Raw genomic sequence first — 12,511 nt, 5'->3', positions numbered from 1 at the left:
TGCAAGGCGGGACACCCGATGCACGACCTTATTCTTTCAAACGCCCAGATCGTTCTGCCCGAGGAGGTTATCCAGGGCAGCCTGCAAATCAAAGACGGGCGGATCAGCACGATCGCGACTGGCGGCACTGCCATCAGCGGAGCCCAGGACATGAATGGCGATCTGCTGATCCCCGGCCTGATCGAATTGCACACGGATAACCTGGAACGTCACATCCAGCCGCGCCCCAAGGTGGATTGGCCCCATGCCGCAGCCATCCTGGCCCACGACGGCGAACTGGCCAGTGTCGGGATTACCACTGTTTTTGATGCGATGCGTGTCGGGTCGATTCCGGCAGGCCGCGCCAGATACGCAAAATATGCCCGCAACCTGGCAACCGAACTGTGGGAAATGCGGGCCGCCGGAGCGTTGCGCATTTCTCACTTTCTGCATTTGCGCGCCGAGGTCTGTTCGGAAACCCTGGTCGAGGAAATGGACGAATTCGGACCTCGGGACCGGGTTGGCATTGTTAGCCTGATGGACCACACCCCAGGTCAGCGCCAGTTCCGCGATATTGGCAAGCTCAAGGCCTATGTGCAGGGAAAACAGGGCATGAGCGATCCTGAATTTGACGCCCATGTCGCCCAATTGTATGCCCTGCGCGCGGCCCACGGTGATCATCACGAAGCTCAGGCCGTCGCCGCGGCGCAGCGATACGGTGCCGTATTGGCCAGCCACGATGATACCACCGCGACCCATGTTGCAAAAAGCGCCCAGCACGGCATCCGCCTGGCCGAATTCCCCACAACGATCGAGGCGGCCCAAGCCTGTCATGAACATGGGATCGCGGTCATGATGGGCGCGCCGAATTTGATCCGGGGCGGGTCACATTCGGGCAATGTGGCGGCTCATGAACTGGCCGACCGTGGTTTGCTTGACATCTTGTCGTCGGATTATGTGCCGTCCGCGCTTATGACGTCGGCCTTTTTGTTGGCTGACCTGTGGGATGACTTGCCGCGGGCCATCGCAACCGTCACCGCCGCGCCGGCGCGGGCAGCAGGGTTGGCAGATCGTGGTATGCTCCAGCCAGGTTTGCATGGTGACGTTGTCCGCATTGGTCGGGTGCAAGGCACACCAGTGGTGCGGGGGGTGTGGTCACATGGACGACAGGTTGGATAAAGGCAGGCGCTGAACGCCAGCCACCGGACCCGCCCTGAGCACGCCCCCGAGGGGTCAGCCTTGGGTCTCCGGGGTGTGGACCGTCAAACCGTTGTGGGATGCGTTGATCGTGATCTGACAGGCAAGCCGCGAGCGGCTGTCGGTCTGGGCGGCGGCAAAATCGAGCATTTCCTCCTCCATTGAATCGCGCGGGCTGACCCGGGCCTGCCAGGCGTCATCAATGTAGACATGACAAGTGGCACAGGCGCAGGCCCCACCGCAGTCAGCCGCAATGGCGTCGATCCCGGCGTCACGCGCGCCCTCCATCAGGCTGTGCCCTTCGGCAATTTCAATGTCCCGACGCACGCCCCTGTGGTCGACAAAAGTGATGGTCGGCATGGGGGAGATCCTTCTTGAATTTGAAATGGTCAGGCGCGGTGCAACTGGTCCTGAACCCAGGCCGCGACATCCAGAAGGCGCGCATCATCACCGCGTCGCCCGATCAGCTGAATTCCCAAAGGCAACCCATCTGCATCTGTCCCAAAGGGTAGGGCGACACAGGGCAGTTGCAGCAGATTCCACATCCGGCTGAACAGCGGATCGCCAGTGGCCTGCAACCCTTTGGGAGCGGCACCCGGAGCAGAGGGGACCAACAGCACATCGCAATCCGCGAAGAGAACATCCAGCATTTGGTTTGCACGTTTCCTGAGCGTCAAGGCCTGATCATAGGCCTGTTGACTGACACGTTGGCCCTCCTGAATCAGGGCACGGAATTGCGGGCTGATGGTTGCGCCACCGGCCGTATATTCGCTGATCCGGGCGCGCGCAGCTTCATAACCCATGACTGTAATCTGTGCCTGTGTCAGATCGGCAAAGGATGGTGGCGTGGCGATTTCGCCGGTGTCTGCTCCGGTGGCGGCCAGCGCGGCCATGGCGCGTGTGCAGGTGTCGCGCATTTCGATGCTGCCGTCCTGCCAATGCGGCCCCCGCATCAGGTTGATCCGGGGCAGCGTTTCGTCAAAATCTGCCGATGGCGGCAGGCTCTGGCCCAACAGAACCGCGCGGGCGAGGATCAGATCAGTGACCGAACGGGCCAGAACGCCCAACGTATCCAATGAGGTCGACAGCCCCATGACACCGGTCAGGTCAAAGCCGCCGGTTGTCGGTTTGAAGGCTGTCACGCCACAATAGGCGGCAGGGCGGATCAGCGATGCGGCGGTCTGCGATCCAAACGCCAGTGGGGCCATAAAGTCAGCCACCGCAGCAGCGGACCCCGACGACGATCCCCCCGGTGTATGCGCCAGATTGTGCGGATTGGCGGTTTTGCCCGGTTTGAAGTAGGCAAATTCGGTGGTGACGGTCTTGCCGATCGGAATGGCACCCGCATCCAGAAAGGTCTGAACACAGGCCGCGTTGCGTTCGGGTTGTCGGTTGGCATAGATCTCGCTGCCCCAACTGGTCAGCATGTCGTCGGTGTCAATAATATCCTTGATCACAAAAGGTACGCCATGGAGAGGGCCCAAGGGGGTGCCATTGACAGGGAGTGCATCAGCGGCCCTGGCTCTCTCCATGGCGCGGTCCGCGTCGAGGGTCTGGAACGCCCCCACCTGCGGTTCCCGTGCGGCAATGCGGGCCAGATGTGCCTGCATCACCGCCGAAGGGGTGGTGTCGCCCGCCCGGATCCGGCGGGCAATGTCCGTCGCTGAGAGCTGGTTCAATGCACTCATGCGGACAGCGCCTCGATTGCGGCGGAAAAGGGAGAGACGGGCATGTCATAGATGCCGCCTCCCAGCCGCCCGGCTTCGCCTAGGCGATCCAGAATACCCAGGCTGATGACAGGGCCCGCGCCCTGTTCCACAGCGCCGCGCGCGGTCGAGCCCAACCGGATGTCGAGATCGCGGAAATAGGGGTGTGCCCCCACCGACAGGCCCGAGGTCCGCGCCCGTGCATTGTCGGGCAGGTAAGCACCCAATCCCTTTTTCTGCTCGGGGCTCAGCTCGATCGCCATGGCCCCCAGACCAAAGGCTTCGACCACGGCGCTGTCGCCGATGGCGCCCAACGCACGGTCTGTGGGCAGATCCACATCGAATTTGCCTTGGGGTGCGGCAGCGGGCGTGGTGAACCACTGTCCTGGCAGGCCTGAGATCTGAATGCCGACGTCGCGCCCATTGCCACCGGCTGCGGTGACAAAGCTGGAGCCATCAATGCCTTCGGCCAGTTTCATCATGATCTTGGATGCCGCCATCCACAGGTTCAAAAACAACGAAGGCGAGCTGTGCAAGAATTGCAACGCGTCTTCGTCGGTCAACCCACCGGTGGTGCGATCCATCAGCTCGGCCGCCAATGCGGCACCGGCCACCGGGGTCCGCCCGTGGCAATCATCACCGCCTGCCAATCCGACCACGGCCAATGGCACCAATGCCATGCCTTCGGCCAACCCGTTTTCCAACACGTCCAGGAACCGGGTGTTGAGCCAGCGAATATGTTCCAGCACCGCCTCGGATCGCAGGCCCAACCGCATGGCCGGACGGGATCCACCATTGATTGGCGTAAATATCCGCTGTGTCCCGCGCCAGGCGTCATAGATCGTGTGCAAGGGCATGGACGCCGATACAACCGCGGCCAGCGGCGTGACCACATCATGATCCTGCGCCGGTTTCAGCAGGATCTCTCCGGCCCTGATCATCGCCTCGGCCTGATCAAAATCCCGCGCGACACCTTCGTAAACTGCTGCAACGCAGGCGGAATTCAGGATCGGTGCCGTGATCAGGTCCGGGCTGGAAAAGGCCGGGCCGGCGTGCAATAGCACATTTTGCGCCAGCCCCAGGGCTTCGCCAGCGGTGTTGAACCGGTTCCAAACAGGTTGGGTCACCATCGCCCTGTCAAAGGCCAGTTGATCGGCTGGGTGCAATGTCATGATGCCTCCGGGGGGATGATCCAGGTCTCGGAAAAATAGAGAAACGCCGTGGTGGTCTCATATCCGGCCTGCACACGTGTGCCGAGCTGCCCGGGCAGGGATTTTCCGTTCACAATGATCTGCGCGGCATGTGCGGGCACCAGCAGCGAAAACATGTTCTGTTCGCCCGAGGCAACCTCGTGCGGGGACAGTTCCAACGCGCGCGGCGGTTGCAGATCCTCCCAGATCAGTTCCACCGTCAGCCCCGCTGCCACCAGCGTTTCGCTATAACGATGCCCCATCGGATCACCCGAAGTCCGCACCACCTGGGCACCCAGTTCTGGCAGGGTGTCAAAGGCAGGAGCATTGGCAAAGGCGGCCAGCTTGCTGATAAAATTCTCTTTGAGAAACGCCGTCAGCGCTGGATTGTCGCTGAGGATCACATTGGGGGCCTCGTCCGACCCTTGGACGGCATCCGGTGTCCCGTAAAGCAACAGGACCTGACCCTGGCCCACCGGTGACCAGGCCACGCGGAAAAACAACGCCATGGCCGAGAAGTTGCCATCGGCGTCTTTCAACAGAATACCGGGGTTTTCACCGGTCCAGTCCACCACGCCGGGTGTAATTGGTTCGTTCAGCGGCATCAGTTACCCTCCTGCGGTGTGACCCAGGTTTCGGAAAACGCCAGAAAGGCGGTGCTCATGGTGCGACCAAAGAACTGGCGGTCCGCGACCTGACCGGGCAGGGCGGTACCGTTGAGTTTGACCTGCGCCTGCTTGGCCTCGAGAAACACGGAATACATCTCGTGTTCCTTGGTGGCCGAGTTTTCCTTGGTCACTTCGACTGGCAGCGGCGGGCCCATGTCCTGCCAGATCATTTCCAGCGTGACACCCGACCCGCGCAGGGTTTCGGAATACCGGGTCTTCAGATCTCCGGGACGTTTTTCGACGCTGTCGCAATCCAGCCAGGTCATCGCCTCCAGACCCGGTTTGCCGATGAATGTCGGCATTTTGGTGACCCAGCCATCGACGATCCAGCGCATCAGACGCTGGTTGTCGGTCATGATCAGATTGGGCACATGCGGCCAACCGCGTGCCTCATCCGGCGCGCCCAGAACAATCGCGGCATTGCCGCGACCATAAGGCGACAGCACCACCCGAAAAAACAGCGCCAGCGTGTCATATTGGGGGTTTGCCGGGTCGGTCTTGAGATAGATACCGGGGTTTTCCCCCGACCAGTCGACCCGACCGGGGTTGTGTGGAATTCGTGTCATGCCCAGCTCGCCTCATATGCCTTGAGCGCATCGATAATGTACTGTTTGCGCGTCTCGATGGGTTGTTCATCCCCATCCTTGAAAATACCGGCGACAGCAAAGGAGATTTCTTTGAGCACCGCGCCATCATCACGGCCGTCCTGTGCAGGGATGCGCAGCACGGTATCACCGGCATAGGTCGGCAACACACCATCATAGTCATCAGTGGGGTGGTTGACCGGATTGCCCGCCGCAACGGATCGGATTTCGTTGCGCAGCATGCGCCGGACCTTGGCCACGCCACGGTCGGTAAAGGACAGGTTTTCGCGGCTGTGGATGTTTTTGGGTCCCTGGCTGACCCAGGCATCGTAATCGCCGGGATCGCGCTGGCGCATTTCATAGGGGCGATCAGGGTCCTGACCGTAAAAATCGGTTTTGCCAAAGCCCACTTGGGACTTGTCGGTCAGGCCGCGCGGGTCGTCGCCGTCGCGGAAATGGCGCCAGGTCACGACCTGTGTGTGGGTGTCATCGATCGGCACCACCCAACGGGTCAGACCACAGCGGCCAAAGTAACGTTCACGATCGGGCACCGGGAAATGCGCGCCATTCTGGGTGAACGAAGGCATCATATGGTCGTGAATCCGCAGCCAGACAAAATCCCCGTCGCGGCGCACATTGGTATAAAACTCCCCGAATTTGGCCTCGTGGAATTCGATCATCGGCATATGGGCAAAGCTCTCATGGAACTGCACCCGCGCGGCCAGCGTGTGCAGATAGACCACGTGAAAGGGGTCCCAGGCGTTTTCCATCACCTGCAGCCAGTTGCAGGGGGATTTGATCAGCGACGGCAACATTTCATCGCCGTCTTCGTCAAAGGTATCCATCACCGGGAACGGCGGTTGCTGATCGCGCGGCCCCATATAGGCAAAGGCCAACCCTTTGTATTCGATCACCGGATAGGCACCCAGACAGGCTTTCTTCTTGACCTGCGAGGCCACAGGTTCACAGGGGGTTTCCTTGATCGTGCCGTCCAGACCGTATTTCCAGCCGTGATAGGAACAGCGAATGCCGCCGGGTTCGATGATGCCAAACTCCAGGCTCATGTTGCGATGCGCGCAATGCAGGTGGGTCAACCCCAACCGACCTTCGCCGGTTTCACGAAACAGCACCAGATCTTCGCCCAGGATGCGGATGCGATAGGGCAGATCGCCGATTTGATCGGTCATTGCCACCGGCATCCAGAACCTGCGCATATATTCGCCGCAATCCGTGCCGGGGCCAACTTCGCTCAGCTCGGGATCGGGTTGCTGGGACCAGACCGATTGCTGGTCATGGCCGCGAAAGTCGCCTTCGGGCGCTTTGAATGTCTCGTTCATGGGGTCCTCCGATGTCGTCTTTGTCTTTATGTGTCTGTGTTCGCGCGTGTTCAGGCGTGTTTGGCGGTCAGGGAAATGGATCCGGAACCGGGGCTGTGCCGGTCCAGATGGATTTCACCTGCAAAAAGTCCTTCACCGCATCCGGCCCCAATTCGCGGCCATAACCGGACAGCTTGATGCCGCCGATAGGCGCGCCGGGGTCAACGCTGCGATAATGGTTGATATAGATGGTGCCGCTGTGGATGGCATCGGCCACCCGGGCGCCCTTGACGGCATCCGTGGTCCAGACGCCGCCAGCCAGCCCATAGTCGCTGTCATTGGCCAGCGCGATTGCCTCGGCCTCACTGGCAAAGCTGGTCACAGCCAGAACCGGGCCAAATACCTCTTCGCGCCACAGCTGCATATCTGTGGTGACGTCGTCAAAGATCGTTGGACCGACATAATATCCGTCCCGCCCCGCTGCCGTTTCCAATCCGTCCAGCAGACAGGTGGCCCCGTCATCCTTGGCCTGCACGATCATCGAACGGACCTTGCGCAGATGCGGTTCGTTGGCCAGCGGTGCAACCTGAGTATCGGGATCCATCGGGTCACCCAGCCGCAGCGCGCGGGCGCGCTCAATGATGCGGGAGACAAAGGTGTCTTTGACCGTCTCTTCGACCAACAGCCGCGATCCGGCCACACAGGTTTGGCCATTGGACAGGAAAATCCCCGACAGAACCCCGTTGATCGCATTGTCCATATCAGTGTCGGCAAACACCACCTGGGCTGATTTGCCACCCAGCTCCAGCGTGGTGGGCACCACGCCGGCTGATGCGGCCTCGGCCACTTTGCGGCCGCCAAAGTCAGATCCGGTGAATGTCACCTTGCGGGTCAGCGGGTGGCGCACCAATGCCTCGCCAACCTCGTGCCCTAATCCGGTGACCACGTTCAGAACCCCGGCGGGCAGCCCGGCCTCATGCGCCAGCCGGGCAAATTCGACGGTGGAGGCCGAGGCCATTTCCGACGGTTTCACAACCACAGTGTTACCGGCGGCCAGAGCGGGGGCCAATTTCCACGCCAGGATCATCAGCGGCGAATTCCAGGGCGTGATCGCCACCACGACGCCATAAGGTTGCGGATGTGCGGCGCTGGTTACACCGGGAATGGCGTTGGCCTGCGGTTCAACAGTCAGCGTGCGGGCCTCGGCGGCAAAGTGGCGATACCAGCTGTGCAAACCCGAAAACTGCCCGCGCACTTCGGTGATGCGCTTGCCATTGTCGCGCACTTCAGGTTCGACCAGCACCTGCCAATGGGCTTCCAGATGATCGGCGAGACGGTCCAGAATGTCGGCCCGCTGAGCCGCAGTTGCATCAGCCCAAGCACCCTCGCGAAATGCTTTGTCAGCAGACCTGATCGCCAAATCTGCCTCATCCGCGCCACAGCGGGCAACACGGGACCACACCTGACCATTGGCAGGATCCACGCTGTCAATCCAGGCACCAGACCAGGGTATCGTGCGCCCATCTACATAGGGCTGATAGTTTTGCATCGTCTTGACCTCTTTGTGGCTCATCTCGTCCGGGTGCCCTGTCGTGATGGGGGGATTGTCGTGCTGATCAGGTTGGTGGGGCGTCTGGGACATCTGTCGCGATCAGGGCCAACAGTTCGCCCCGGCGCACCAACCCACGGGCGCAATGTGCCAGGATCAGTCCGGAGTGCGGGAACTTGAGCGCAAGAGAGTCGCGGTCGGGTTCGCCAGGAAAGTGGAAATGCCCGGCCAATGCGCCAGCAGTTACATTCTGACCGGCGCGGATCTGGCGATCAAACAACCCGTTTGACGGCGCATAAAGCGAATGGGATGCCGATGTGATCTCGACCCGGCGCGCGGCTGGTGGGTTCGGGAACTTTTGATTGATAACGCCCAGATGGGTCAGGCAGCGTAGCAATCCCAGTTCGGTGTCTGACGTGATATCCGGATCCACGCCGCCGCCACCGCCCAGCTCGGCCGCGATCATTGGAACGCCCGCGCGTTCTGCCGCAGAGTTGACCGATCGGTTGTCGTTGTTGGCCCCCAATTGCCAGATCAAGGGTAAGCCAAAGGCTTTTGCCAGAGCAAGGTTGCGGTCAAACAGGTCATCATCTGCTGTTCGGGTGGCCAGCGCACAGGGGTGAAAGAAGGAGGCCTTGCCTCCGGAATGCAGGTCGATCACGCCATCACAGCGCGGCATCAGCTCTGTTTCGACAAAATGTGCGATCATCTGTGTGGGGCCGCCGTCCGGATCGCCTGGGAACGCCCGGTTGAGATTGCCGCCATCCAAAGGCGAAACCCGTGAGGAGGCCTGAAACGCCGGTGCGTTCAGGGCAGGAATGAGAATGATCTGCCCCGAAAGGTCGGTGTGAGAGAGGCGCGCCAGCACCCGCATGATCGCTGCGGGGCCTTCGAATTCGTCGCCATGGGTGCCACCCAGGATCATCACAACCGGCCCGTCGCCATTTTTCAGGCTGATGATCGGGACCGGATGATACCCCAGCGGGTTTGTGTTGTCCGACCATCGCAGCATCAGATCCCCTGTCTGGCGTCCGTCCCGAGCCAGATCGACAGTCAATGACAGTCTGCTTTTGCTGCGTTTCATACCTGTTCACGCTCCTGATGCCGAGATGCGGGTTTCTGTTCGCAATTCTTTCTAGCATAATTTTTTTGAAAGTGAATTGCAAAAATTATGCATTTGTGTGATGGATTGAAAATGCAGATCAGGAGGGCTGAATGGCAGTCGCGCGCGCAAAACCAGGAATTGAACGAATAAAGGCACATATGATCGGCGGGGCTGATCAGGCGGTTCCGCCGGCGGCGGTTCTTGTGAACTCAAACGAAAGCGTCTTTGGTCCCAGCCCTCTTGCACGTGCCGCTGCCTGCGCTGCGGTGTCCGATCTGGAGCGGTATCTGGAGAACCCTGACCGCCTGCTTGCGCCAGCGATTGGCGCGCACTTTGGTCTGGATGCACGTCGGATCACGATTGGTCAGGGGTCCGATGATCTGTTGGCGCGTTTGGCGCGGGCCTATCTGGGACCAAATACCGAGCTGGTTCGCACGGCCAATGGGTACCTTAAGGTGCCCAATTACGCCCATGCCAATGATGCGGATGTGGTTTCGGTGGCCGATGACAACTTCAAGCCGTCGGTTGACCGGATGATCGCTGCGGTGACGGAAAAGACCCGCATCGTTTATCTTGCGAATCCAGAGAATCCGGCGGGTACCTATCTGAGCGGAGCAGAGGTGCGACGCCTGCACGCGGCCCTTCCCGACAATGTTTTGCTGGTGATTGACGCAGCATATGAGGAATACGTGGATGCCGCGGATTACGAACCTGCGCATGTCCTGGTGGAGGAGGCCGACAATGTTGTCATGTGCCGAACCTTTTCAAAGATCTTTGGCCTTGCGGGTGCCCGCGTCGGTTGGCTTTACGGGCCAGACGATGTGGTGGACTCGGTGCGCCGGATTGGTGTGACATTTCCGGCGGCTTCCCCATCGGCAGCGGCGGCCGTGGCCGCGTTGGAGGACACGGAGCATCTGAAATACGTCTATGATGAAAACCTCAAGAACCGAAGCTGGCTCAGCAAGCAGCTGGAAGAACTGGGGCTCGAGGTTATTCCCAGTCAGGCGAATTTCATTTTGGTCAAGTTTGCGGATCCAAAGAAATCGGCGGAATCCGTGGATCAATTCCTGCGACACAAGGGGATCGCGATTCGCCGTTTTGCGTCGCCGGCCTATCGGGATTACATCCGGATCACGATTGGACAGAGGGCAGATATGCAAGCCACGCTGGATGGGATTTCAGAGTTTCTGAAAGGGGATTTGTGATGGTTGCTGCACCCGCTTTGAATACAGACGCGCCGCAGGTTGCGCATCCGTCAGGCGCTGAAATCATAAATCTGATCAAGCAGGCTGGCCTGCGCGAAATCGTGGCGGTGCCGGATATTGTGACCAGCGACGGCCTGTTATGGCCGATCTCTCGGGACCCGGACTTTAGGCTTACCCGTGTGTGCAAGGAGGACGAGGGCGTCAGCATTTGCGGGGCGATGTCATATAATGGAACGCGGGCCATTCTGATGATGCAGCAAACCGGATTGATGGATTCGCTGAACGCGATCCGCGCCATTGGTGTGGATTATGAATTGCCGATTGTCATGATGGTGGGACTGCAGGGCAAAGATCCGGCTGTTCATCCGGATCAATCGGCCGCGTATGGTGTGCGCATCATTCGCCCGGTTCTGGACGCAATGGAACTGTCGCATTCCCTGATCGAAGAGCCCGACGATGTGGCGCATATTCCAGACGCGATCGCGCAGGCCTATGCACAGTCGCGCCCCCACATCTTTCTGATTGGCCGTTCCCCGGAGGCACTATGACCCTACGCCGAGATGATGCCCTTAGGGCACTGATTCCACACGTAAAAAATGATGACATTGTTGTTGCTGTCTATCAGAGCTGTTTTGATTGGCTTGCGATCAACCCGCGCGACCTGAACTATGTTGCAGTGGGGGCTATGGGGCAGGCGTCCTCGCACGGGCTGGGGCTGGCGCTTGCCAATCCAACCCGGCGTGTTTTTGTTCTGGATGGCGATGGCAGTCTGCTCATGAACCTGGGAACACTGGTCACGATTGCCAATGCCGGCGTCAACAATCTTTACCATTTTTTGGCGGCAAATCGCGTTTACGAAGTGAATGGCGCGCATCCATTGCCAGGGGCGGACAAGGTGGATTTCGAAGGTCTGGCCAGGGCTGCAGGTTATGCGGGAGCCCGCAGTTTTGATGATCTCGGGGCCCTTGAGGACGGGTTGCCCGAGGTGCTTGGCGCGGATGGTCCACAAATGTCTGTGCTGGAGATTGTGCCCGGGGATCCATACCCGCGGGACTACAATTACATTCACAGCGCAGCCGCGCGGCAAAGCTTTCGCGAGGCCCTGAACCGGGGTTAATGGATATCCACGTTCGCCTTGGCGATGTCCAGGAAATCCTGGGCAATCGCCGACAGCGGGCGACGGTTCGACCAGATCAACACCGCCCGAAAATTCAACGGCGCGGCAAAGGGCAGCGCGACGCAGCCGGGTAGGGATCTGAGATACCCTTCGCTGGAGCCCACGACAGACACACCCAGCCCCGCCGCCACAAGGCGACAGATCGCATCGGTGGTTCTGGTCTCGTACTGGAGCCGCCGCTTTACACCTTTGGATTCAAAAAAGTTGTCGATTTCAAAGCGGAACCGCGACGTGGCGATGTAGGAAATGAAGTTTTCGTCGGCCAGGTCCAGCGCCTTTACGATGCGTTTTTCCGCAAGCGGGTGCCCTTTGGGGACCACGCAATACACGTCATCATTGGTGATGGTCAGGCTGTCGAACGACGGGTTCTGGGTTTCGCTGGTGGTGATGCCAAAATCATAGCTTTGGGACACCATCCATTCCACCGCATCGTCAGCAGGGCCAATCTCCATCTTGACCATCGCAGAGGGGCGCATCTGTGCGAATTTTCCGATCAGGCTGGGGGCGACCAGGGTCGAAAAGGTTGGGGTTGTGACCAGCGTCAATCGCGCATGGCCAAAATTTCGAATAGCGACGGCCGTTTCCTTGATGTGTTCCATGCCGCTGACCGCCTGGCGGACTTCTTCCACCAGCAGCCGCGCTTCTTCGGTCGGGACCAGAACCCGTCCCGTGCGCTGAAACAGTTTGAATCCGACTTCGGCTTCCAGATCAGACAACAGCCGACTCACCGCTGGCTGAGAGATTCCCAGCATTGCGGCGGCTTCGGTGACCGTGCCTGTCGAAACGACAGTTCGGAAGGCGTCAACTTGGCGAAAGGTTATTTTCATGCACCCTT

Annotated in this window: 13 protein-coding genes; 4 read left to right on the top strand and 9 right to left on the bottom strand. The window is 59.9% G+C overall.

All coding sequences use genetic code 11. The features are described 5' to 3' along the window. Positions 1–18 precede the first annotated feature (18 nt). The gene (locus K3727_16430; protein UWQ90353.1) at positions 19–1,158 is read left to right on the top strand and encodes an alpha-D-ribose 1-methylphosphonate 5-triphosphate diphosphatase; all 1,140 of its coding nucleotides are present in this window, start codon (positions 19–21) and stop codon (positions 1,156–1,158) included. 54 nt (positions 1,159–1,212) lie between these two features. On the opposite strand, the gene K3727_16425 is transcribed toward K3727_16430, so the two are convergent. The 8 genes from K3727_16425 to K3727_16390 form a co-directional block, all read right to left on the bottom strand. Continuing rightward, positions 1,213–1,536 carry a (2Fe-2S)-binding protein gene (locus tag K3727_16425; protein ID UWQ90352.1) on the bottom strand — a complete coding sequence of 108 codons (324 nt, stop codon included), beginning with the start codon at positions 1,534–1,536 and terminating at the stop codon, positions 1,213–1,215. 29 nt (positions 1,537–1,565) lie between these two features. Beyond that, positions 1,566–2,864, bottom strand: a complete 1,299-nt coding sequence (locus tag K3727_16420; protein UWQ90351.1) for an amidase — start codon at positions 2,862–2,864, stop codon at positions 1,566–1,568. Beyond that, positions 2,861–4,054 carry a DUF1116 domain-containing protein gene (locus K3727_16415; protein ID UWQ90350.1) on the bottom strand — a complete coding sequence of 398 codons (1,194 nt, stop codon included), beginning with the start codon at positions 4,052–4,054 and terminating at the stop codon, positions 2,861–2,863. The genes K3727_16420 and K3727_16415 overlap by 4 nt, the downstream gene beginning before the upstream one ends. Next, on the bottom strand, positions 4,051–4,677 hold the full coding sequence (locus K3727_16410; GenBank protein UWQ90349.1) for a hypothetical protein: 627 nt from the start codon (positions 4,675–4,677) through the stop codon (positions 4,051–4,053). Before K3727_16410 ends, K3727_16415 begins: the two co-directional genes overlap by 4 nt. Beyond that, positions 4,677–5,312 carry a hypothetical protein gene (locus K3727_16405; protein ID UWQ93422.1) on the bottom strand — a complete coding sequence of 212 codons (636 nt, stop codon included), beginning with the start codon at positions 5,310–5,312 and terminating at the stop codon, positions 4,677–4,679. The genes K3727_16410 and K3727_16405 overlap by 1 nt, the downstream gene beginning before the upstream one ends. After that, complete coding sequence (locus tag K3727_16400) at positions 5,303–6,661, bottom strand: Rieske 2Fe-2S domain-containing protein (protein UWQ90348.1); 1,359 nt, start codon at positions 6,659–6,661, stop codon at positions 5,303–5,305. Before K3727_16400 ends, K3727_16405 begins: the two co-directional genes overlap by 10 nt. A gap of 67 nt (positions 6,662–6,728) precedes the next feature. After that, positions 6,729–8,189, bottom strand: coding sequence for an aldehyde dehydrogenase (locus K3727_16395; protein ID UWQ93421.1), 1,461 nt, complete (start codon positions 8,187–8,189; stop codon positions 6,729–6,731). 67 nt (positions 8,190–8,256) lie between these two features. Further along, complete coding sequence (locus tag K3727_16390) at positions 8,257–9,273, bottom strand: succinylglutamate desuccinylase/aspartoacylase family protein (protein UWQ90347.1); 1,017 nt, start codon at positions 9,271–9,273, stop codon at positions 8,257–8,259. 131 nt (positions 9,274–9,404) lie between these two features. Here K3727_16390 and K3727_16385 point away from each other — a divergent pair, with 131 nt between their 5' ends. Genes K3727_16385 through K3727_16375 form a run of 3 tightly spaced genes read left to right on the top strand, consistent with a single transcriptional unit; the run spans position 9,405 to position 11,616 of the window. Further along, the gene (locus K3727_16385; protein UWQ90346.1) at positions 9,405–10,499 is read left to right on the top strand and encodes an aminotransferase class I/II-fold pyridoxal phosphate-dependent enzyme; all 1,095 of its coding nucleotides are present in this window, start codon (positions 9,405–9,407) and stop codon (positions 10,497–10,499) included. After that, on the top strand, positions 10,499–11,047 hold the full coding sequence (locus K3727_16380) for a decarboxylase (GenBank protein ID UWQ90345.1): 549 nt from the start codon (positions 10,499–10,501) through the stop codon (positions 11,045–11,047). The genes K3727_16385 and K3727_16380 overlap by 1 nt, the downstream gene beginning before the upstream one ends. Further along, the gene (locus K3727_16375) at positions 11,044–11,616 is read left to right on the top strand and encodes a thiamine pyrophosphate-binding protein (GenBank protein UWQ90344.1); all 573 of its coding nucleotides are present in this window, start codon (positions 11,044–11,046) and stop codon (positions 11,614–11,616) included. Before K3727_16380 ends, K3727_16375 begins: the two co-directional genes overlap by 4 nt. Here K3727_16375 and K3727_16370 read toward each other — a convergent pair. Continuing rightward, on the bottom strand, positions 11,613–12,503 hold the full coding sequence (locus K3727_16370; protein UWQ90343.1) for a LysR family transcriptional regulator: 891 nt from the start codon (positions 12,501–12,503) through the stop codon (positions 11,613–11,615). The genes K3727_16375 and K3727_16370 overlap by 4 nt on opposite strands. Positions 12,504–12,511 lie beyond the last annotated feature (8 nt).

The sequence above is a fragment of the Rhodobacteraceae bacterium M382 genome, from assembly GCA_025141015.1.
In the GTDB taxonomy this organism is placed as follows: Bacteria; Pseudomonadota; Alphaproteobacteria; order Rhodobacterales; family Rhodobacteraceae; genus Aliisedimentitalea; species Aliisedimentitalea scapharcae.
This window is presented reverse-complemented; position numbering and strand designations above follow the sequence as displayed.

Coding starts and splice junctions, on each gene's coding strand:
- K3727_16430 (UWQ90353.1), top strand. CDS start 19: ATGCACGACCTTATTCTTTCAAACGCCCAGATCGTTCTGCCCGAGGAG.
- K3727_16425 (UWQ90352.1), bottom strand. CDS start 1,536: ATGCCGACCATCACTTTTGTCGACCACAGGGGCGTGCGTCGGGACATT.
- K3727_16420 (UWQ90351.1), bottom strand. CDS start 2,864: ATGAGTGCATTGAACCAGCTCTCAGCGACGGACATTGCCCGCCGGATC.
- K3727_16415 (UWQ90350.1), bottom strand. CDS start 4,054: ATGACATTGCACCCAGCCGATCAACTGGCCTTTGACAGGGCGATGGTG.
- K3727_16410 (UWQ90349.1), bottom strand. CDS start 4,677: ATGCCGCTGAACGAACCAATTACACCCGGCGTGGTGGACTGGACCGGT.
- K3727_16400 (UWQ90348.1), bottom strand. CDS start 6,661: ATGAACGAGACATTCAAAGCGCCCGAAGGCGACTTTCGCGGCCATGAC.
- K3727_16395 (UWQ93421.1), bottom strand. CDS start 8,189: ATGCAAAACTATCAGCCCTATGTAGATGGGCGCACGATACCCTGGTCT.
- K3727_16390 (UWQ90347.1), bottom strand. CDS start 9,273: ATGAAACGCAGCAAAAGCAGACTGTCATTGACTGTCGATCTGGCTCGG.
- K3727_16385 (UWQ90346.1), top strand. CDS start 9,405: ATGGCAGTCGCGCGCGCAAAACCAGGAATTGAACGAATAAAGGCACAT.
- K3727_16380 (UWQ90345.1), top strand. CDS start 10,499: ATGGTTGCTGCACCCGCTTTGAATACAGACGCGCCGCAGGTTGCGCAT.
- K3727_16375 (UWQ90344.1), top strand. CDS start 11,044: ATGACCCTACGCCGAGATGATGCCCTTAGGGCACTGATTCCACACGTA.
- K3727_16370 (UWQ90343.1), bottom strand. CDS start 12,503: ATGAAAATAACCTTTCGCCAAGTTGACGCCTTCCGAACTGTCGTTTCG.